Genomic DNA, 20,581 nt, shown 5'->3' on the forward strand with positions numbered 1-20,581 from the left:
ACAACTGCTCCTTTATTGCTGCTGCGCCTGCTGTTGTGAAAGCCAGTTAGCCAGCTTACAGTACTGCGCTACAGAAATATTCTCTGCTCTGAGCGTCGGATCGACGCCGAGTTCCGTCAACTGTTCCGGGGTGAAAAGATCGCCCAGGCTGTTGCGGATGGTTTTTCTGCGTTGGTTAAATGCCTGGGTGGTCACACGGCTGAGCATGCGCACATCGCCGACAATATTGGGCATCACCAGATGTGGTACCAGACGAACCACGGCAGAATCGACTTTAGGCGGCGGTGCGAACGCTGTCGGCGGCACTTCCAACACCGGAATAACGTTACAATAATACTGCGCCATCACGGTCAAACGCCCGTATGCCTTGCTGTTTGGGCCGGCAACCAGACGGTTGACCACCTCTTTTTGCAGCATAAAATGCATGTCGCGGATAGCGGAAGTATAGCTGAAAAGATGGAACATCAGCGGCGTCGAGATGTTATACGGCAGGTTGCCGAACACGCGCAACGATTGGCCTTCCACGGCGGCCAGCTCGGCGAAGTTCACCGTCATGGCATCTTGCTGATGAATGGTCAGCTTGTCTTTTAGCTGTGGGTGATTGGCCAGGCGAGCCGCCAGATCGCGGTCAAGTTCAATGACCGTCATGCGGTCCATCCGTGCGCCAACCGGCTCGGTCAAGGCTCCCAGGCCTGGGCCGATTTCGACCACCGCTTCGCCCGGCTGTGGGTGAATGGCTGAGACAATGCTATCGATGACAAACTGATCGGTTAAAAAGTTCTGTCCAAAACGTTTGCGGGCAAAGTGCCCTTGGTGGACTCTATTATTCATTGCTGTTAATTATCATTTTAATGGCGAGAGCCAAGGCCGTTTTGAAGCTGCCTGCATCGGCAGTGCCGCTGCCAGCCAGTTCCAACGCGGTACCATGGTCGACCGAGGTACGGATAAAAGGCAAACCGAGGGTGATATTCACCGCTCGACCAAACCCCTGGTATTTTAGTACAGGCAAGCCCTGATCGTGATACATCGCCAGCACCGCATCTGCATATTGCAGATATTTGGGTTGGAACAACGTATCCGCCGGGAGCGGGCCAATCAGCTGGATGCCGCGGCTACGCAGCACGTCCAAAGCAGGAATAATCACATCCAGCTCTTCACGGCCCATATGGCCGCCTTCCCCCGCGTGCGGGTTTAGCCCACAGACGTAAATCAGAGGCTGCGGGATGCCAAATTGGTTTTTCAGATCCCGATCGAGAATGGTGATCACCTCGAACAGGCTCTGTTGGGTGATGGCGCCCGGGACTGCAAGTAACGGCAGATGGGTCGTTGCCAGTGCGACGCGAAGCTCCTCGGTTGCCAGCATCATCACCACGCGTTCACAATGGCTGCGATCGGCAAAGAACTCGGTATGGCCGGTAAAGGCGACGCCAGCGTCGTTGATGATGCTTTTGTTGACCGGGCCAGTAACCAGCGCGGCGAACTCACCGTTCAGGCAACCGTCACAGGCGCGTGCCAGAGTCTCGACCACATAGGCGCTGTTGGCGACGTTAAGTTCACCAGCGACCACGGCCTCCGGGGCTGCAACGGGCAATACCGTTAATGTCCCGGCACGCTGGGGCTGTGCAGCCTGGCCTGGCTGGTAGTCGCGCAGCGTGAGCGGTAACGCCAACTGGCGGGCGCGCTCAAGCAACAAGGCCGGATCGGCGCACACCACCAGCTCAACAGGCCAATCCTGTTGTGCCAGTACGGTGACCAAATCCGGCCCAACCCCGGCAGGCTCGCCGGGGGTGATGACGATACGGTTATTGTGGTGCATTGCTTCCATCGAGGATCTTCACGTAAGCAGCGGCACGTTGTTCCTGCATCCAGGTTTGCGCTTCTTCGGCAAACTTGCGGTTAAACAGCATGCGGTAGGCACGATCTTTCTGCGCCGCATCGGTTTTATCCACCTGGCGGGTATCCATCAACTGGATCAGATGCCAGCCAAAGGAAGAGTGTACCGGCTCGCTGACCTGGCCTTTTTGCAGCTTCAGCAGCGCATCACGGAAGGCAGGATCGTACATGTCTGGCGAAGCCCAACCCAGATCGCCGCCCTGCAGGGCAGAGCCTGGATCTTGTGACAGCTGTTTGGCTTCGTCTTCAAACTTCGCTTTGCCGCTCTTGATGGCCGCTGCCACTTCTTGCAGCTTGGCGCGTGCCTGATCGTCGGTCATCACCACTGAAGGTTTCAGCAGGATATGACGGGCATGCACTTCGGTCACGGAAATCGACTGGGTACCGCCACGGATATCGTTGACCTTCAGGATATGGAAGCCGACGCCGGAGCGGATTGGGCCAACCACGTCGCCTTTTTTGGCACTGGACAGACGTTCAGCAAACAGCGTTGGCATTTCCTGCAGTTTACCCCAACCCATCTGGCCGCCTTTCAGCGCCTGTGAGTCGGCAGAGTAGGTGATCGCCAGTTTGCCGAAATCGGCACCGCCGGTCGCTTCACCCGCCAGACGTTTTGCCAGCGCTTCGGCTTCATCAACCTGCTTCTGCGATGGGTTTTCTGGCAGCGGGATCAGGATGTGGCTGATGTTGATGTCGGTTTCACCGCCGTTCTGTGCGCCGACCTGTTTGGCCAACGCGTCAACTTCCTGTGGCAGGATGGTGACACGGCGACGCACTTCGTTGTTACGCACTTCCGAGGTCAGCATTTCCTTGCGGATCTGCGCACGGTAAGTGTTGTAGTTCAGACCTTCATACGCCAAGCGGCTACGCAGTTGATCCAGACTCATCTTGTTCTGGGCGGCGATGTTGCCGATCGCCTTGTCCAGATCGGCATCGCTGACGGTGATCCCCATTTTTTGCGCCATCTGCAGCAGGATGTTATCCATAATCAGACGTTCAAGGATCTGGTGACGCAACGTATTGTCGTCTGGCAATTGCTGGCCAGCCTGCTGTGCGTTGAGTTTCACCGATTGCATCAGGCCGTTCACGTCGCTCTCGAGGACTACACCGTTATCGACGACGGCGGCGACTTTATCCATTTGTTGCGGTGCTGCGAACGCGGTATTGGCACAAACCACCAATCCGAGAAGAAGCGTTCTCCAGTTCTTCATACATTTCCCGTTATCTGTTTCCGCAAATGCGGGTGAAAGTTGTTTTTTTTCAATTCGTTAATCAATATCAGAATGCGCGCTGGTAAGGCAGAATACCCGAGCGCAGCATTTCATTGGTGCCAAGGCTGTGATCGCTGCTCAAGCCGCGCAGCTCGACGTTGAATGAAACTTTGTTATCGTACTTGCTGACCTGATTGCCGTTGTCCCAATCGGTGATCTTACGCTCATAACCCACGTTAACCGCCCAGCAGCAGGTGTTATAACGCAGGCCGACCAATTGGTTGGCGGTTTGTTTCGCACGGGTATCGTAGTAATACGCCCCGACCACCGCCCAACGATCGGCAATCGGCCAACTGGCCACCATACCGACCTGTGAAATACCGTCCTGATAGCCCGGGTTGCTGATATCCGGCAGGGTTGCCGAAATATATTCCGGGCTGGCATAACGATAGTTCAACTGCACCATGCGATTCTGATCCTGACGATATTCCACAACCGCGTCGCCTAACGCGACGCTATCGAGACGGGTGTCGTATTGCACACCACCACGCAGGCCCCAGCGATCGTCAATCTTCCAATAGGTGTCACCAGCCCAGACGACGCTGCCGGTATCATCGCTATTATCAAAGTTGCTACTTTGATCCCCGGTCCGCGAGCGACTGAGGTAGTAGATTTGACCTACGGATACGTTAAAACGTTCAACCAGTGCGTCATCATAAATACGCGAGGTGACACCGGCTGCTACGCGGTTCTGCGAGGCGACACGATCAAGGCCGCTGTAGGAACGGTCGCGGAACAGGCCTGAGTAGTCGGTTTGCAGCAGGGTTGAGTCATAGGTATAGATGTTGCTTTGGTCGCGATAAGGCACGTACAGGTACTGCATACGCGGCTCAATGGTTTGGGTAAAACCTTCTGACCAATCCATTGGGCGTTCGAACACCACTTTGCCGTCGGTCTTGAACTGCGGCAGTACGCGGTTGACCGAATCTTCCAGATCGGGAACCGGGCTCCCCGGGTTACGGCTGGCATAGTCGGCGGCAAAACCGTTCGGGATGGTCTGCTGGAAATGCGTCGCCATCAGTTTGGCTTCGGTATTCAGGCTACCCCAACTGTTGGCCAACGGCAGATTGATCGCCGGTGCTACATGCCAACGAGTGGCTTTCGGGTTATTTGGGTTGACGCTGGTAAAGTTGGCAACCTGGGCGTAGGTGTGGAAATCAAACGGGCCAATATCCGATTTATAGTAGTTGAGATCCAACTGCGGCTGTGCACGGTAGGCGTTTTGGTTGCCCACCCCGCTGAAGATCTGGAACTGCTTGGAAGCCAACGTAGCATCCCAGTTCTCATCGGCATAACCGACGCTGAATTTCTGCGTGGCGTAGCCATCGGTGGTGGAGCCGTATTTGGAGTCCAGATCGGTGAAGTAATAAGGGTCGCTGACCTTGGTGTAGTCGACGTTGAAACGCCACACCTGATTCATTACGCCGTTATGGCCCCAGTAGAACAGCCAACGCTTACTGTCGTCGACATCCCCATGGTCTTTTTCGAACTGCCTATCGCTTGGCAGCCAGTCGAAGGCCATGGTGCCCAGACCCGGTTGCAGCAGATAACGGAATTCGTTCTGCCACTGCAGGCCACGATTCGTCATGTAATGCGGGGTGATGGTGGCATCAAAGTTTGGCGCAATGTTCCAGTAATACGGCAGCATGAACTCGAAGCCGTTATTACTGCCATATTTGGCATTGGGGATCAGGAAGCCGGAGCGGCGTTTATTGCCCACTGGCAGCTGCAAATAGGGGCTGTAGAACACCGGCACCTTGCCAATCTTGAAGCGGGCGTTCCACACTTCGGCCACTTCTTCTTCGCGATCGAGGATCACTTCGGAGCCCACTACGCTCCAACTGTTATCGCCAGGCAGGCAAGAGGTGAAGGTACCGTTTTCCAGGATGGTGTAGCGGTTTTGGCCGCGCATCTTCATCTTGTCGGCGTCACCACGCCCTTGGCGACCTACCATCTGATAGTCGCCCTGATAGACGTCGGTATCTTTGGTGTTCAGGTTTGACCAGGCTTTAGGGCCTTTCAGTTTGATCTGATTATCCGCGTAGTTCACGTCACCGGTGGCGGTAACGGTACGGATCGGATCCGGTAGCCCATCTTTTTGCGTCTGCTTCAGCTCAACCTGCTTCGCCGTCAGGGTGCTGTTGCCCTGTTCGACGTTGACGTTGCCAGTGAACAGCGCGTTGTTCGGATAGTTGGCTTCTGAATCATCGGAAATGATGGTGACCGGCAGGCTGTTGGGGTCGCCGCTGATCAACGGTTTATCGTAAACAGGCACGCCGAGCATACATTGCTCGGCCAGATCTGCCAGCGCGTGCTGACTATAAATTGCCGTCCAAATCAACGTGGCCAGCAGTGTTGGGAAACTTTTTTTCATACGCGGTATTGGTGTTCCGTCATCAGAGGCGTCATGTCCGGCAAACGGTCAGAGACTATATCACTCATCAGCGTTGCGCTAGTGTTAAATCCTGCCGTTCGATTGCGTCGTCGTTAGGCGCAGAGATAAATGACAGGTATGATAATCGAATTCTTGGAAAAAATCGCCTTAACCCTTGCTCGTACCGATAGGGATACACGGCTTATTACGGTTTGATAGTTGGGGAGTATATGCAGTATTGGGGAAAACTGCTCGGAGTGATTGTCGCCATTTGGGCTGGCGGCGGATTCTGGGGTGTCGTGCTGGGGTTGATCGTTGGCCATATGATCGACACCGCACGTAATAACAAGCGCAGCCGGGGCTTCTTTACCGACCAGCAAACGCGGCAGACGTTATTTTTTCGCACAACCTTTCAGGTTATGGGGCATCTGACCAAATCGAAAGGGCGGGTGACCGAAGCCGATATCCAGATAGCCAGCCTGTTTATGGACCGCCTGCAGCTGCATGGTGAAGCCCGTACCGCGGCGCAGCAAGCGTTCCGCGAAGGCAAGCACAGCCAGTTCCCGCTGCGTGAAACCTTGCAGCAGTTGCGCAGCATCTGTTTTGGTCGCTTTGATCTGATTCGGATGTTTCTGGAAATTCAAATCCAGGCCGCGTTTGCCGACGGTTCATTGCATCCGAATGAACGCCAGGTGCTGTATGTGATCGCCGAAGAGCTGGGCATTTCCCGCGCTCAGTTCGATCAGTTCCTCAGTATGATCGAAGGAGGGCGTCAGTTTGGCGGCGGCAGTTGGCAGGGGCAGCAAGGGGGATACTCCCAGGGCGGCTACCAGCAGGCGCAACGTGGCCCGACGCTGGAAGATGCCTGCAAAGTGCTGGGCGTGAACAGCAGCGACGATGCCACCACCATCAAGCGTGCCTATCGTAAGCTGATGGGCGAGCATCACCCGGATAAGTTGGTCGCCAAGGGGTTGCCGCCGGAAATGATGGAGATGGCGAAACAGAAAGCGCAGGAGATCCAGGCCGCCTACGACCTGATCAAACGCGAGAAGGGCTTTAAGTAGTTGTCGTTAAGGGCGCCGTGTGCGGCGCCCTTAAAAACTCAGAAATCCGGCTCTACGCGAAAATGCATCGGTGTCTGGAACGCGGGATGGGTGATACGCAACTCTTGTGCGTGCAGTTGCAGGCGCGGTGCCATCGCCTTGGCCTCTGGCGGGGCGTAGAAGCCATCGCCGAGAATGGGGTGACCCAATGCCAGCATATGCACGCGCAATTGGTGTGAGCGCCCGGTGATGGGCAGCAGCTTGACCCGTGTGCTGCCATCCGCGTCTCGGGAAAGCACCACATATTCGGTCTGCGCAGACTTGCCGGTTTCGAAACATACTTTCTGCAAGGGCCGGTTCGGCCAGTCGCAAATCAGCGGTAAATCCACCAACCCTTCATCCTGTGCCATATGCCCCCATACGCGGGCGATGTAGCATTTTTTCGGCTCGCGCTCGCGGAACTGGCGTTTTAGCTCACGTTCGGCGGCCTTGCTCAAGGCCACCACGATCACCCCGCTGGTCGCCATATCCAGGCGATGCACGGATTCTGCCGCCGGAAAGTCTGCCTGGATGCGCGTCATCAGGCTGTCTTTGTTCTCCGGAGCACGGCCAGGCACGGAAAGCAGTCCGCTAGGTTTGTTGACCACGATGATGTGCTCATCCTGATACAGCACGTGCATCGGATCTTGCGGGGGATTGTAAGGTTCCATGTTAGCTCCGCTGAGAAGGGCAAACCGGAGAGCCATGGCTCCCCGTTGTGTGGATCACTGGTGCGTCACTACTACCAGGCGAATAGCATCCAGCCGCCATCCCGCTTCGTTGAGGTTAATCAGCACCTGCTTGCGGTTGAACTCCAGCGCTTCAACTTCGTCATCACGGATATTCGGGTTAACCGCTTTCAGGGCTTCCAGACGTGCCAGCTCGGTGCTTAGCTTATCATCGGCCTCTTGCTTGGCCTGTTCGATCAGGGTGCGAGCCTGTTCTTCCACCAGGCTTTCTGCCTGTTGCAGCATCACGTGCACTTCTTGTTGTACCGCATTGACCAGCTTGCTGGAGGTGTGGCGATTGACCGCGTTCAGTTGGCGGTTAAAGCTTTCGAACTCGACCTGTGCCGCCAGGTTGGTCCCCTTGCGATCCATCAACATGCGGATCGGCGTCGGCGGCAGGAAGCGGGTCAACTGCAGGTGTTTAGGGGCCTGGGCCTCAACCACATACACCAGTTCGACCAGCAGGGTGCCCACCGGCAGCGCCTTGTTTTTCAACAAGGAAACCGCACAGCTTCCGGTGTCGCCGGAGAGGATCAGATCCAGCCCGTTGCGGATAATCGGGTGTTCCCAACTGACAAACTGGGCATCTTCACGCGACAGCGCCTGCTCGCGATCAAACGTCACGGTGCAGCCATCTTGCGGTAGCCCAGGGAAGTCCGGTACCAGCATATGGTCGGACGGGGTCAGGACGATCAGGTTGTCGCTGCGGTCTTCCTGATTGATACCGACGATATCGAACAGGTTGAGTGCAAAGCTCACCAGGTTAACGTCGTTGTCCTGAGCCGCAATGGCTTCTGCCAGCGCCTGCGCTTTGTCACCGCCGTTGGAGTGCATTTCCAGCAGACGGTCACGGCCCTGTTCCAGCTGCGTTTTCAACTGTTTGTGCTGCTGGTTACAGGCATGGATAAACTCGTCCAGACCTTCCTGCTCGGTAGGGGCGGCCAGGTAGCCAATCAGCTGCTCATAGCAGCTGTCATAAATCGGCCGGCCAGTTGGACAGGTATGCTCGAAGGCATCCAGCCCTTCATGGAACCAGCGGCCCAGCACGGCCTGAGCGGTGTTTTCCAGGTACGGCACCATAATCTGGATATCGTGCATCTGGCCGATACGATCCAGACGGCCAATACGCTGTTCCAGCAGATCCGGGTTGAACGGCAGATCGAACATCACCATCTGGCTGGCAAACTGGAAGTTACGCCCTTCCGAACCGATTTCGGAGCACAGCAGTACCTGCGCGCCTTCTTCCTGTGAAGCGAAGTAGGCGGCGGCGCGATCGCGTTCAATAATGCTCAGCCCTTCGTGGAACACGGCGGCGCGGATCGCTTCGCGCTCGCGCAGCACCTGCTCCAGTTGCAGAGCGGTCGCGGCCTGGGCGCAAATCACCAGCACTTTTTCATGACGGTTGGCGACCAGATAATCCAGCAGCCACTCAACGCGCGGATCGAAGTTCCACCAGGTCGCATTCTCCCCTTCGAACTCCTGATAAATCTGTTCTGGGTAGAGCATGTCGCGGGCGCGGGCTTCGACGGTTTTCTTGGCGCTCATGATGCCGGACACCTTGATCGCCGTCTGATATTGCGTTGGCAACGGCAGTTTGATCTGGTGCAGGTGACGGCGTGGGAAGCCTTTTACGCCGTTACGGGTGTTACGGAACAGCACGCGGCTGGTGCCGTGGCGATCCATCAGCATGGTGACCAGTTCCTGGCGCGCCTGTTCGCTGTTGTCGGTATCGCTGTTGGCCGCTTTCAGCAGTGGCTCAATGTCCTGCTCGTCGATCAGCTCACCCAGCAGGTTTAGCTTGTCATCTGCCAGACGCTCGCCGCTCAGCAGCAGCGTCACCGCATCGGCTACCGGACGGTATTTCTGCTGGTCGGTGACAAACTCCTGGTAGTCATGGAAACGGCTGGGATCCAGCAGGCGCAAGCGGGCAAAATGGCTTTGCTGGCCAAGCTGCTCCGGAGTTGCCGTCAGCAACAGTACGCCAGGGATGTGCTCCGCCAACTGTTCAATCACCTGATATTCACGGCTCGGCGCGTCTTCGCTCCAGGCCAGATGATGAGCTTCGTCTACCACCAGCAGATCCCAGTGGGCATCGGCCAACTGCTCAAGGCGCTGTTTGTTGCGACGCACGAAATCCAGCGAGCAGATCACCAACTGTTCGGTTTCGAACGGGTTGCTGCTGTCGAGCATCGCTTCGGAATAGCGGCTATCGTCAAACAGTGAGAAATAGAGGTTGAAGCGACGCATCATTTCAACCAGCCACTGATGTTGCAGGGTTTCCGGTACCACGATCAGCACGCGTTCGGCGCGGCCAGCCAGCAGTTGCTGATGAATAATCATCCCGGCTTCGATGGTTTTACCCAGGCCCACTTCATCGGCCAATAGAACGCGCGGTGCATGGCGCTGGCCGACCTCGTAGGCGATATGCAATTGGTGCGGGATCAGGCTGGCGCGCATACCACGCAGGCCAGCGAACGGCAGGCGATACTGCTCGCTCTGGTATTTGCGGGCGCGGAAACGCAGCGCAAAGCGATCCATGCGGTCAATCTGACCGGCAAACAGGCGGTCTTGCGGTTTACTGAAGGTCAGCTTGCTGTCCAGCAGCACTTCACGCATAGCGACGCCGCTTTCCTGGGTGTCCAGACGCGTGCCGATATAGGTCAACAGGCCGTTATCCTCTTTGACTTCCTCCACCTGCAACTGCCAGCCTTCGTGGTTGCTGATGGTGTCGCCCGGGTTAAACATCACGCGGGTGATTGGCGAGTCGTTTCTGGCATAGAGGCGGTTTTCACCGGTTGCGGGGAAAAGCAGGGTGACCATGCGCACGTCAAGTGCTACCACGGTTCCCAGTCCCAATTCGCTTTCCGTATCGCTGATCCAGCGTTGACCAAGTGTAAAAGGCATAGTTTGTCGGCTCGATTCTTATTAAGTAAGTCTTGCTACCCGGCAGATAAGCCCTGGGTAACCTGTTTCAACTGCTTGCTATTCCCGGCATCTTGCCTGCCACCGCGTTGTTACCGGTTGGCGAGCTTTATTTTCATTTAGCGGGTAATAGCCTGTTACGCCAGACGTCTGGTGACGGCATGGCGACAACGATGTTGTGAATAGTGGTTCAGAATTTGGGAAGGGCGCTATGGTAATGGAAGGCGGCGCATTCGTCACCTGTAAAACCCGATGATTTTTTCTTCCCAAATGCCGACTAACACCAGTAAAAAGAAAGGGTTTCCCCATGGGGGGGTATTACCCCCAGCTTTGACCGCTCAGAACAGGCCTATCTGCCTGGTTACCAACGCCGAAAAATCGTCGTACAGGAAGGGAAGTATAGCGTCTGCCACCGGTTGCAGCTGGCGTTCGAGATAATGATCGTAATCGATCGCGGATTGCCGGGTTTCCAACGGCTCTGGCCCGGCTAGCGTCATTACATAGCTGATCCAGCCACCGTTCTGATATTGCAGCGGCCGCCCCTGTTGACGATTATAGTCATCGGCCAGCCGGGCTGCTCGGGCGTGTGGCGGGACATTGCGTTGATAGTCGTCCAGCTTGCGCCGCAGGCGTTTGCGGTACACCAGCCGGTCGTCAAATTCGCCGTTCAGCGTTTTGGCCACGTAATCGCGCACAAAATCTTGATAGGGCTGGCGCTTGAAGATGCGTTGATAGAGCTGCTGCTGAAACTGCTGCGCCAGCGGGGTCCAGTCTGTGCGTACCGTTTCCAACCCTTTATACACCATCTCTTCACTGCCGTCCGGTTTGCTGATCAACCCGGCGTAGCGTTTTTTGCTGCCCTGCTCGGCACCGCGGATGGTGGGCATTAAAAAGCGGGAATAGTGGGTTTCAAACTCCAGCTCCAGCGCATTTTCCAGCCCATATTGCTGTTGTAGATGCTGCTGCCACCATTGATTGACGTGATCGAGCAGCTCGCGGCCAATCTCGGCGGCCTGCTGTTCACTGTGGGCCTTTTTCAGCCAGACAAAGGTCGAGTCCGTATCGCCGTAGATCACCTGGTAACCTTTAGCTTCGATCAACTCCCGCGTCTGGCGCATGATTTCGTGGCCGCGCAGGGTGATCGAAGAAGCCAGCCGGGGATCGAAGAAGCGACAGCCGCTCGATCCCAGCACGCCGTAGAAGGCATTCATGATGATCTTGAGCGCCTGCGACAGCGGCTTGTTGTTGTGGCGTTTGGCCGCTTCGCGCCCCTGCCAGATCTGGCGAACAATCTCGGGAAGGCAGTGTTTGGTGCGGGAGAAACGAGCCTGGCGAAAACCCGGCACCGAGTTTTCATCATCCGGGTGCTGCATGCCTTCTACCAGCCCGACGGGATCGATCAGGAAGGTGCGGATGATCGACGGATACAGGCTTTTGTAATCCAGTACCAGCACCGAATCATACAGGCCGGGCTGTGAATCCATCACAAAGCCGCCGGGGCTGTGCTCTTCCGGCAACTCCCCAAGGTTGGGGGCCACATAGCCCTGACGATGCATGCGCGGGATATAAAGGTGGTTGAAGGCCGCCACCGAACCGCCGCTGCGATCGGCCGCCAGGCCGGTCACGGTGGCGCGCTCGAGGAGGAAGGTCAACAGTTCGGTTTTGGCGAAAATGCGCGTCACCAGCTCGCAGTCTTTCAGGTTATAGCGGGCCAGAGCGGGTTTATCTTCGGCAAAACGGCGGTCTATTTCCGCCATCCGCTGGTAAGGATTGTCGATCGATTTCCCTTCCCCAAGCAGCGTTTGCGCCACATATTCCAGGCTGAAGGACGGGAAGTTCCAGGTGGCCGACTTCAGCGCCTCGATACCGTCGATAATCAATCGCCCGGAGGCCGAGGCGAAGAAGTGGTTTTGCTTAAAGCCGTGCTCGCGCCACTCCAACAGGTTACCGCCACGGCCAAAGCGCAGGGGGATCTGATACCGCTCGGCGTGTTTTTGCAGTACCCGCAGATCGAACTGCACCAGGTTCCAGCCGATAATGGCGTCGGGATCGTGCTGCTCCAGCCATTGATTCAGGCGTTCCAGCAGCTGTGGGCGGCTGTTGCAATATTCCAGCTCGAAATCCAGCACCTCAGTGCCGCCGTTGGCAGGGCCGAGCATATACACTTGGCGCTGGCCACAGCCTTCCAGCGCGATGGAGTAAAGCTCGCCATGGGCGGTGGTTTCGATATCCAGTGATACCAGCTTTAGAGTGGGGCGGTAGTCTGGGGCTGGCTTCATCTGGCCGTTGAGCCACAGGCCATGACCGTCGGGTTGGCCGTTGAACCACACCGGGGCGGTGATAAAGCGCTCCATCAGATAGCGTTCCGGCGGGCGGATATCGGCCTCAAACACGTTGACGCCTCCCTCCTTGAGCAGCTTTTCCAGCTTGATCAACTGACGGTGCTGGCGGCAATAAAGGCCCATCACCGGACGGGAATGGAAATCCTGCAGCGGCAAGGGTTTCAGCTCGACATGACGCTCTTCACGCAGCAGCAACTCGGCCCGCTGACGCTGTTCGGCGGGAATGAATGCCACGGAGGTCTGTGGAGCCAGCCGTAGCCGTTGTGGCCCGCTATCGGTTGCCAGCCAGAACTCAACTTCGGTACCGGCGGGCGTATCACGCCAATGGCGAGTGAGTAAGAAACCCTGCTGTAGAGATGTCACTAGTTCCTGATCATCGATGTTCTATAGGTGTTTATAGTATGGGTTTTTATACAGTAATTGTCTATTACTGGCCGGATTGGCTAAATCTACATACAATTCAACGATTGACTCCCCCTGGCCCGCGCCGGACAATCCTTCGCCCATATGTTTAGCATACCAACAGAGGTTTAATGGAAGCCTATTTACAGCAGTTGATCACCCAGTCATTGGCTTTCACCCTGGTGGTGGTCATGTTGGTGGCGTTCCTGGAGTCGCTGGCGTTGGTCGGTTTGTTATTGCCGGGCACGGTAATGATGGCCAGTATTGGCGCATTGATCGGCAGCGGACAGGTGGACTTTTATATGGCCTGGGGGGCGGGTATTGTCGGTTGTCTGCTGGGGGATTGGATCTCCTACTTTATCGGCCGGGCCTTCAAGGGGCCGCTGCACCGCTGGTCGTTCCTGAAAAAGAACAAGGCGATGCTGGATAAAACCGAGCATGCGCTGCATCAGCACAGTATCGTTACCATTTTGATCGGTCGCTTTGTTGGCCCGACGCGCCCGCTGGTGCCGATGGTGGCCGGCATGCTTGATCTTCCTCCCCACAAATTTGCCCTGCCAAATATCATCGGTTGCCTGACTTGGCCACCGGTCTATTTCTTCCCTGGTATTCTGGCGGGAGTCGCGATCGATATTCCTGCTAGCGCCAACAGCGCGTTGTTCAAATGGCTGTTGTTTGGCGTGGTGGTGCTGGTCTGGCTGGCGGCATGGCTGAGTTGGCGCTGGTGGCGTGAAGGAAAGCGCAGTGCCGATAAGCTGACGCGCTGGCTAACGCCGAAGCGGCTGCGGTTGGCCTGTATTGCTAGCTGGGGAGGGGCGCTGGTGTGTTTCTATTACATGCATCAGCAGGCGTTGATGCCGGTATATCGACACTTGTTGTGGAAAGTGCTGGCGGGCTGATGTCAGGCGTAAAAAAACCGACTGGTGAGGTCGGTTTTTTTATTTTCCGATTCAGAGATGGAGACTCTGACCGGTTGAAGCCGCATTCATCTAACCGGATCAATTTTATCTTTGATACCCTCCAATGTCAAAAGCTCAGAAATCGGATATCTAGTATGTCATGCCTTGGGCTGGTTAAGATACAATCAGCGGGTTAGCGCTGTTGCTGTCTTTACTTCGGTGTGCGCATGTACCTATTCAAGCCCTGGTCGGGTGTACGGGTGGTGCCGTTATCCGATGCTCTGGCCGGAGTGAAGCCGCATTTATCTAACAACTGAGTGCTGCGCTGTGACAGGCAATGTAAGGGTAAGCGGCGGTGGCTCACTCCATGTTATGGAGAAAACGGGTGATTGATATCGATAAGGCAATCATCGTTCTTGGGGCGCTGATCGCGTTGCTGGAACTGATCCGTTATGTGCTTCAGTTACTGAACTGATAACGGAAACGTAGCTAAGGCCGGGGGCTAACCACTTCCCGGCCTTTAACATTTATGGAAAGTGCTGGCGGGCGGGTTTCAGGCGTAAAAAAACCGACTGGTGAGGTCGGTTTTTTTATTTCCCGGGCTGGAGTTGGTCACTCTGACCGGATGAGACAGCACCCATCTAACGTAGTTGATTTTATCGTCGATCGTCCTCAATGTCAAAAACGCAGAAATCGGAAATCTGTTATGTCGCGCCCTGAATTGGTTAAGATATAATCAGCAGGTTAGCTCTGCTGCTGTCTTTACTTCGGTATGCGCATGTACACATTCAAGTCCTGGTCGGGTGTACGGATGGTGCCGTTATCCGGCGCTCTGGCCGGAGTGAGACTGCACCCATCTAACAACTGAGTGCTGCGCTGTGACAGGCAATGTAAGGGTAAGCGGCGGTGGCTCACTCCATGTTATGGAGAAAACGGGTGATTGATATCGATAAGGCAATCATCGTTCTTGGGGCGCTGATCGCGTTACTGGAACTGATCCGTTATGTGCTTCAGTTACTGAACTGATAACGGAAACGTAGCTAAGGCCGGGGGCTAACCACTTCCCGGCCTTTAACATTCAGCCGCCAAAGCTTATTGGAAGAACGCCTCCAACTGCTCAAACACCCGCATATCTTCGTTATGGCGTTTCACCTGTAATACATCCTCCAGCTTTTCAACCTGGCTGATCATCTGCACCAGGCGCTGATCGTCGGCCACCAATAGCCAAATGCGGCTCTGGGTCCCATCTTTCAGCGGCATACACAAAATACCTTCCACGTTAAAGGCACGGCGGGCAAACAGGCCGCAAACGTGGGTCATTACGCCCGGATGGTTCCGTACCGCCAACTCCAGGATCACCTGTGGATTCTTTTGTAGTGATTGCATGGCTTATTCTCCAATCATTTCGATGTTGGCGGCACCTGGTGGCACCATTGGGTAGACTTTTTCGTTGATATCGATCAGCGCGTGGATCAGGCAAGGGCCAGGGCGTTGGATCGCTGCCAGCAGCGCAGCCTGTGGATCTGGCTCGGCATTCAAATCGCAGGTGTCCAGGCCAAAACCGGCGGCAATTTTCAGGAAATCGGTACGCTTTGGATAGGTGGCGGCAAAGATATGCTGTTGATAGAACAGCGTCTGCTGCTGGTGTACCAACCCCAAGGCCTGGTTGTTCATCAGGATGATTTTCACGTCCAGATTATGCTCAACGGCGGTCGCCATCTCCTGAATATTCATCATCAGGCTGCCGTCACCGGAGAAACACAGCACCTTGCGCTGAGGCTCTGCCAGGGCTGCGCCAATCGCAGCAGGCAAACCAAAGCCCATGGTGCCCAAACCGCCGGAGGTCAGCCACTGGCGCGGGCGGCTCAGTGGATAAGCCTGGGCTACCCACATCTGATGCTGGCCTACATCGGTGGTGATAATGGCGCTTTCGTCCACGCAGCGTGCCGCGGCCTTAACCAGCCCGTAATGGCTCAATGGGTCTGCCACATTTGGCATGTTGATCGGGAATTCACGCTTCAGATCGTTAACGGTGTTCATCCATTCGGTACGCGGCTGTGCTTCAATCATCGGTAACAGCTGTTGCAGCACCTGGCCGACGTCGGCATGGATGGCAATATTGGCCTGTTTTACCTTGCCCAGTTCGGCACGGTCGATGTCCACGTGGATAATCTTGGCGTTCGGGCAGAATTGCTCGGTTTTACCGATTGCCCGGTCGTCGAAACGGGCGCCCAACACGATCAGCAGATCGGCTTCCTGCAGAATAAAGTTGGTGCTGCGCGCGGCATGCATCCCCAACATGCCTAATGACAGTGGGTGTTCTACCGGCATTGCGCCCAATGCCATCAGCGTCATGGTGGTTGGCAGGTTGGAGCGCTCGGCCATTTCCAGCGCCGGTTTATGGGCTTCTGCGCAGATAATGCCGCCACCCAGATACAGAATAGGCCGCTTGGCCTGATTGATCATGGCCGCAGCCTGTTCAACCAGCTTACTGTCAAACGCCGGAGGGGCGTCGGGTACGGCCATTGGCGGTAATGAATCCCACTCAATTTCGGCGGTTTGCACGTCTTTCGGGATGTCGATCCACACCGGGCCTGGACGGCCGGATTCGGCAATGCGGAACGCGTCGCAGATCACCTGTGGCAGATCGCTGATATCGCGGACCAGATGGTTGTATTTGGTGATGGGGATAGAGATACCGTAGGTATCGACTTCCTGGAAGGCATCGGTGCCGATCATTGAGGATGATACCTGGCCGGTGATACACACCAGCGGGATTGAATCGAGCTTGGCGTCGGCAATAGCGGTCACCAGATTGGTGGCTCCCGGGCCACTGGAAGCGATACAGACCGCCGCCTTGCCGTTGGTACGTGCCATGCCCTGCGCCATAAAACCGGCCCCTTGCTCGTGGCGGGCCAGCACGTGCTGGATGACGGTGCTTTGGCTCAGAGCATCGTACAGCGGCAGCGCTGCGCCACCGGGAATGCCTGCAATAGTGGTGATACCCTGACGCTCCAGCAGATGCACGATCAGCTGTGCGCCGGTAATACGTTGGCCTTGGTGTGGCGTGCCCGAAGTTGCCATGTGCCTATCCTTTTCTCTGGGCCGGTTAGCTTTTCTGGGCAGGGGGACTAAAACAAGAAACCCCGCCCGGTTTGCGCCGGCGGGGTTTGGGAATCGATGCGTTGATTCGGACCCTACGGCGCGTTGCCGACGACCACCACCACACGCACGACGACCACCGCGGCTGGTAGCGCGGTTGTTAGTAGGGTCGAGGTCAGCGAGGATGCGATCACAGGGAGCCTTATCATCAATAGTAAAAAACAGAATTTTATAAAACCACAGGTGCAAAATTCGCACAACAGGTTTATTGGTTCAGCATAAAAAACGCGTGGTAGATCACGGTTTAACCAGAATACCCAGCACCTGGGCCTCCGGTGCGCTGCCGCTGACCAGCGCCTGGGTCGGGCCGTCGTAATAAATCCGCCCATCCACGACCAGCAAGGTACGCGGCGCGATGCGGGCAGCATCCTCAAGATTGTGTGACACCATCAGCAGCGTGAGTTGGCGCTGGTCGCAGACGTTTTGCAGCAGTTGCAGCATCTCACTGCGTAGTGCCGGATCGAGTGCAGAGAAAGGCTCATCGAGCAGCAGGATCGGCTGCTGGCGGATCAGGCAACGCGCCAAGGCTGCCCGTTGCCGCTGCCCGCCGGAAAGCTGCGACGGGAGGCGTTGCAGATGTTCTTCCAGCCCGACTTGCTGGGCAATCTGTGCCAGTTGTTCCTGCTGGGCGGCGGTTAGGTGCAGGCCAGGATCCAGCCCCAGGCCGATGTTTTGCCTGACCGTCAGGTGGGCAAACAGGTTGTTTTCCTGAAACAGCATCGACACCGGGCGTTTGGCCGGTGGCGAAGCGGTATGATCGCTTCCGTTGAGCCACAGTTTACCGCTGGCCGCCGGCAGAAAACCGGCGATCAGGCTGAGAAGGGTGCTTTTGCCTGCGCCGCTAGGGCCCAGCACCGCTACGTGTTCTCCCGGCTGAATGCGCAGGTCAAAACGCATCGGCAGGTGTTCGTACAGATAGGTCAGTTTTTCAAGCGTCAGCATGGCGGCCCGGTAAACGTTCAATCAGGGTAAACAGCAGGAAACAGAGCAGCAGTAGCAGCAGGGCGGTCACGGCCCCATCGTTGCTACGGTATGCGCCAATCTGCTGATAGAGATAAAAAGGCAGAGTACGGAACTGCTCGTTGCCGAACAGCGCTACCACGCCGAAATCGCCAATCGACAGCACACAGGCAAAGGCCAAAGCCTGCGCCAGCGGGCGTTGCAACGCTTTCAGCTCGATCCAGCGCAGCCGCTGCCAGCCGTGGATATCCAGCGATAAGCAGAGCGGATTATAACGCTCGGCCAGATCGCGCATCGGATTTTCCAGCACTTTCAGCGCGTAGGGCACCGCCATCAACGCATTGGTGAGGATCACCAGCGCATACGGCGACTGCGGCAGCCCAGTGGTATCGCTTAGCAACAGGAAGAAACCGGTAGCCAGCACAATACCCGGCATCGCCAGGATCACCATGCCGCTCAGTTCCAGCGTTTGGCCCCAGGCGGCCCGTTGCCGCAGCTTCAGTTCACGGCTGCTCCACAGCAGCATCATGGTCAATACGACACATAAAATACCCGCTCCAAGTGCGATGCGCAGTGAGGTGAACAGGGCCTGCCAGAGAGTGGGCTGTTGCAGCACGGTGACCAGCGTTTGGTTGGCACCGTCGATGATCACCGCCAGCAACGGAGGCAACAGCAACAATAGCGCGGCGGCAATCAATAGCGTATCGCTAATGCGCCGCCCCAGGCTGTCCTGCGGATCGCGCCAGCGCTGGGCGTGGGTATGGCCAACCGGTAGAGCCTGGCTCAAACGCTGGCTGAGCACCACCAGCCCCAGGCAGCAGGCCAGTTGGATCAGCGCCAGCAGCGCAGCGCGGCTGAGATCGTAGTCGTAACTCAAGGCCTGATAGATCGCCAGTTCTATGGTGGTGGCCTGCGGCCCGCCGCCCAACGACAGCACGGTTGCAAAGCTGGCAAAACACAGCATAAATACCAGTGCGCCGCTGGGTAAGATCTGGCGGCGTAACGCAGGCCATTCCACAAAGCGGAACTGCTGCCAGCCGTTCATCCCCAGCTGCGCGGCCAGTTGTCGCTGCTCGGTGGGAATGTTCTCCAGCGCCTGTAGCAGCAGGCGAGTAGCCAGCGGCATATTGAAGAACAGATGCGCCAGCAGGATACCTTGCAGACCATAAGGCGAAAAACTGTAGTTCACGCCCAGCCAACCACACAGCGTTGCCAGCCAGCCTTGCCTGCCGTAGACGCTCAGCATGCCAAACACCGCCACCAGCACCGGCAGCACCAGCGTCATGGCGCACAGGCGCAGCAGCAGGTTGCGGCCAGGGAAACGTCTGCGGTACAGCGCCCGGGCCAGCCAGATGGCAGGCACCACCGAGATTACGGCGGAGAGCAGCGCCTGCCAAAAGGTAAAGCGCACCACGTGCCACAGGTAGCTGTCCTGCCACAGGCTACGCCAATCGCTTTCGGGCGCATGACGCCACAGCGAGCCCATGGCCGCCAACGCGATCAGCAGGATCAGACCGGCGGCCATCAGCCCCGGCCATAACCAGCGGGGGATCAGTGGCTGACGGCGGTTTGCCATGCCCGGATCCAGTTACCACGCTGTTGTGCCACTTCCTCGGCGCTGAATTGTAATGCCGTTTGCGGCACGGTCATCTGTTCAAAACCGGCAGGCAGTTCCGTCTTGATCACCGGGTACATCCAGTTTCCGGTAGGAATGGTGTTCTGGAAGGCCGGGGAGACCATAAACTGCATGAAGCGCTCGGCCAGTTCTGGCTGTTTGCTGGCCTTTAGCTTGCCAGCGACTTCGATTTGCAGGTAGTGCCCCTCACTGAAGCTGGCCGCCGCATAAAGGTCTTTTTTCTCTTCGATCAGATGGTAGGCGGGGGAGGTGGTGTAGCTCAGTACCATGTCGCCTTCCCCTTTCAGGAACAGGCCGTAGGCTTCACTCCAGCCTTTGGTCACGGTGACGGTTTTCTTCGCCAACTGTTGCCAGGCGAGCGGTGCTTCGTCGCCATACACTTTCTGCATCCAGAGCAGCAGGCCAAGGCCAGGTGTGCTGGTGCGCGGATCCTGATAGATGATCTTCAGGGGGCGGTCGCTGCTCACCAACTCTTTCAGGCTGGTCGGCGGGTTCTTCAGCTTGTCTTTGTTGTAGACGAAAGCAAAGTAGCCATAGTCGTAGGGAACGAAGGTCTGGTTGTGCCAGCCACCGGGAACGGTGAGCTTGCTAGTATCGACTTGGCTGGCGGTGAACAGATCGGTTTGCTGCGCGGCTTGCAGCAGGTTGTTGTCCAGGCCCAAAACCACGTCGGCGGCGCTGTTCTTGCCTTCCATTCTCAGGCGGTTGAGTAACGACACGCCGTCTTCCAGCGCCACGAATTTCAATTCGCAGTCACATTCGGCCTCAAAGGCTTTTTTTACCGCTGGGCCCGGGCCCCAGTCGGCAGCGAAAGAGTCGTAGGTGTAGACCGTCAGCGTTGGCTTGGCCAGGACCGGCATAGCCGCTAGCAATAATAAACAGGGCAGGTATTTTTTGACCACTTTGCACT

Annotated in this window: 17 protein-coding genes; 4 read left to right on the plus strand and 13 right to left on the minus strand. The window is 56.7% G+C overall.

The window, feature by feature from the left end:
• Positions 1-12 precede the first annotated feature (12 nt).
• The 4 genes from rsmA to lptD all read right to left on the minus strand — a co-directional run bounded on the left by rsmA (position 13) and on the right by lptD (position 5,538).
• A complete protein-coding gene (rsmA, locus tag KGP17_RS03690) occupies positions 13-831 on the minus strand; it encodes a 16S rRNA (adenine(1518)-N(6)/adenine(1519)-N(6))-dimethyltransferase RsmA (RefSeq protein WP_021179275.1) in 819 nt (272 codons plus the stop codon).
• The gene (gene pdxA, locus KGP17_RS03695) at positions 824-1,816 is read right to left on the minus strand and encodes a 4-hydroxythreonine-4-phosphate dehydrogenase PdxA (RefSeq protein ID WP_223498873.1); all 993 of its coding nucleotides are present in this window, start codon (positions 1,814-1,816) and stop codon (positions 824-826) included. The genes rsmA and pdxA overlap by 8 nt, the downstream gene beginning before the upstream one ends.
• Entirely contained in the window at positions 1,803-3,104 is a 1,302-nt protein-coding gene (gene surA / locus KGP17_RS03700; protein WP_094982160.1) for a peptidylprolyl isomerase SurA, read from the minus strand. Before surA ends, pdxA begins: the two co-directional genes overlap by 14 nt.
• A 67-nt stretch (positions 3,105-3,171) precedes the next feature.
• Positions 3,172-5,538, minus strand: coding sequence for an LPS assembly protein LptD (gene lptD, locus KGP17_RS03705; protein WP_059199721.1), 2,367 nt, complete (start codon positions 5,536-5,538; stop codon positions 3,172-3,174).
• A 230-nt stretch (positions 5,539-5,768) separates the two neighbouring features.
• On the opposite strand from lptD, the gene djlA reads away from it, so the two are divergent.
• A complete protein-coding gene (gene djlA, locus KGP17_RS03710) occupies positions 5,769-6,602 on the plus strand; it encodes a co-chaperone DjlA (RefSeq protein WP_021179279.1) in 834 nt (277 codons plus the stop codon).
• A 38-nt stretch (positions 6,603-6,640) separates the two neighbouring features.
• Here djlA and rluA read toward each other — a convergent pair whose 3' ends face one another.
• The 3 genes from rluA to KGP17_RS03725 all read right to left on the minus strand — a co-directional run bounded on the left by rluA (position 6,641) and on the right by KGP17_RS03725 (position 12,975).
• A complete protein-coding gene (rluA, locus tag KGP17_RS03715) occupies positions 6,641-7,291 on the minus strand; it encodes a bifunctional tRNA pseudouridine(32) synthase/23S rRNA pseudouridine(746) synthase RluA (protein ID WP_223498874.1) in 651 nt (216 codons plus the stop codon).
• A gap of 54 nt (positions 7,292-7,345) precedes the next feature.
• Positions 7,346-10,252: an RNA polymerase-associated protein RapA gene (rapA, locus tag KGP17_RS03720; protein WP_223498875.1), complete on the minus strand. Its 2,907-nt coding sequence runs from the start codon at positions 10,250-10,252 to the stop codon at positions 7,346-7,348.
• Between the two features lie 356 nt (positions 10,253-10,608).
• A complete protein-coding gene (locus tag KGP17_RS03725; RefSeq protein WP_059199724.1) occupies positions 10,609-12,975 on the minus strand; it encodes a DNA polymerase II in 2,367 nt (788 codons plus the stop codon).
• Positions 12,976-13,145: 170 nt separating this feature from the next.
• Between KGP17_RS03725 and KGP17_RS03730 the strand changes: the two genes are divergently transcribed.
• From KGP17_RS03730 to dinQ (KGP17_RS03740), 3 genes are all read left to right on the plus strand, one after another.
• Positions 13,146-13,913 carry a DedA family protein gene (locus tag KGP17_RS03730; protein WP_223498876.1) on the plus strand — a complete coding sequence of 256 codons (768 nt, stop codon included), beginning with the start codon at positions 13,146-13,148 and terminating at the stop codon, positions 13,911-13,913.
• Positions 13,914-14,280: 367 nt separating this feature from the next.
• Positions 14,281-14,388 (plus strand): damage-inducible type I toxin DinQ, encoded by a 108-nt coding sequence (gene dinQ / locus KGP17_RS03735; protein ID WP_102026040.1) that lies wholly within the window; start codon positions 14,281-14,283, stop codon positions 14,386-14,388.
• Between the two features lie 443 nt (positions 14,389-14,831).
• The gene (gene dinQ / locus KGP17_RS03740; RefSeq protein WP_102026040.1) at positions 14,832-14,939 is read left to right on the plus strand and encodes a damage-inducible type I toxin DinQ; all 108 of its coding nucleotides are present in this window, start codon (positions 14,832-14,834) and stop codon (positions 14,937-14,939) included.
• Positions 14,940-15,005: 66 nt separating this feature from the next.
• Here dinQ (KGP17_RS03740) and ilvN read toward each other — a convergent pair whose 3' ends face one another.
• The 6 genes from ilvN to thiB form a co-directional block, all read right to left on the minus strand.
• Entirely contained in the window at positions 15,006-15,299 is a 294-nt protein-coding gene (ilvN, locus tag KGP17_RS03745; RefSeq protein WP_021179286.1) for an acetolactate synthase small subunit, read from the minus strand.
• A gap of 3 nt (positions 15,300-15,302) precedes the next feature.
• Positions 15,303-16,997: an acetolactate synthase large subunit gene (gene ilvB / locus KGP17_RS03750; protein ID WP_059199725.1), complete on the minus strand. Its 1,695-nt coding sequence runs from the start codon at positions 16,995-16,997 to the stop codon at positions 15,303-15,305.
• 113 nt (positions 16,998-17,110) lie between these two features.
• The gene (ivbL, locus tag KGP17_RS03755) at positions 17,111-17,224 is read right to left on the minus strand and encodes an ilvB operon leader peptide IvbL (protein ID WP_193569011.1); all 114 of its coding nucleotides are present in this window, start codon (positions 17,222-17,224) and stop codon (positions 17,111-17,113) included.
• 88 nt (positions 17,225-17,312) lie between these two features.
• Positions 17,313-18,017, minus strand: coding sequence for a thiamine ABC transporter ATP-binding protein ThiQ (gene thiQ / locus KGP17_RS03760; RefSeq protein WP_059199726.1), 705 nt, complete (start codon positions 18,015-18,017; stop codon positions 17,313-17,315).
• Positions 18,004-19,611 carry a thiamine/thiamine pyrophosphate ABC transporter permease ThiP gene (gene thiP, locus KGP17_RS03765; protein ID WP_223498877.1) on the minus strand — a complete coding sequence of 536 codons (1,608 nt, stop codon included), beginning with the start codon at positions 19,609-19,611 and terminating at the stop codon, positions 18,004-18,006. The genes thiQ and thiP overlap by 14 nt, the downstream gene beginning before the upstream one ends.
• Positions 19,587-20,573 (minus strand): thiamine ABC transporter substrate binding subunit, encoded by a 987-nt coding sequence (thiB, locus tag KGP17_RS03770; RefSeq protein WP_059199728.1) that lies wholly within the window; start codon positions 20,571-20,573, stop codon positions 19,587-19,589. The genes thiP and thiB overlap by 25 nt, the downstream gene beginning before the upstream one ends.
• Between the last annotated feature and the right edge of the window lie 8 nt (positions 20,574-20,581).

The organism is Serratia sp. JSRIV001, from assembly GCF_019968745.1.
In the GTDB taxonomy this organism is placed as follows: Bacteria; Pseudomonadota; Gammaproteobacteria; order Enterobacterales; family Enterobacteriaceae; genus Chania; species Chania fonticola_B.

Coding starts and splice junctions, on each gene's coding strand:
- rsmA (WP_021179275.1), bottom strand. CDS start 831: ATGAATAATAGAGTCCACCAAGGGCACTTTGCCCGCAAACGTTTTGGA.
- pdxA (WP_223498873.1), bottom strand. CDS start 1,816: ATGCACCACAATAACCGTATCGTCATCACCCCCGGCGAGCCTGCCGGG.
- surA (WP_094982160.1), bottom strand. CDS start 3,104: ATGAAGAACTGGAGAACGCTTCTTCTCGGATTGGTGGTTTGTGCCAAT.
- lptD (WP_059199721.1), bottom strand. CDS start 5,538: ATGAAAAAAAGTTTCCCAACACTGCTGGCCACGTTGATTTGGACGGCA.
- djlA (WP_021179279.1), top strand. CDS start 5,769: ATGCAGTATTGGGGAAAACTGCTCGGAGTGATTGTCGCCATTTGGGCT.
- rluA (WP_223498874.1), bottom strand. CDS start 7,291: ATGGAACCTTACAATCCCCCGCAAGATCCGATGCACGTGCTGTATCAG.
- rapA (WP_223498875.1), bottom strand. CDS start 10,252: ATGCCTTTTACACTTGGTCAACGCTGGATCAGCGATACGGAAAGCGAA.
- KGP17_RS03730 (WP_223498876.1), top strand. CDS start 13,146: ATGGAAGCCTATTTACAGCAGTTGATCACCCAGTCATTGGCTTTCACC.
- dinQ (WP_102026040.1), top strand. CDS start 14,281: ATGTTATGGAGAAAACGGGTGATTGATATCGATAAGGCAATCATCGTT.
- dinQ (WP_102026040.1), top strand. CDS start 14,832: ATGTTATGGAGAAAACGGGTGATTGATATCGATAAGGCAATCATCGTT.
- ilvN (WP_021179286.1), bottom strand. CDS start 15,299: ATGCAATCACTACAAAAGAATCCACAGGTGATCCTGGAGTTGGCGGTA.
- ilvB (WP_059199725.1), bottom strand. CDS start 16,997: ATGGCAACTTCGGGCACGCCACACCAAGGCCAACGTATTACCGGCGCA.
- ivbL (WP_193569011.1), bottom strand. CDS start 17,224: ATGATAAGGCTCCCTGTGATCGCATCCTCGCTGACCTCGACCCTACTA.
- thiQ (WP_059199726.1), bottom strand. CDS start 18,017: ATGCTGACGCTTGAAAAACTGACCTATCTGTACGAACACCTGCCGATG.
- thiP (WP_223498877.1), bottom strand. CDS start 19,611: ATGGCAAACCGCCGTCAGCCACTGATCCCCCGCTGGTTATGGCCGGGG.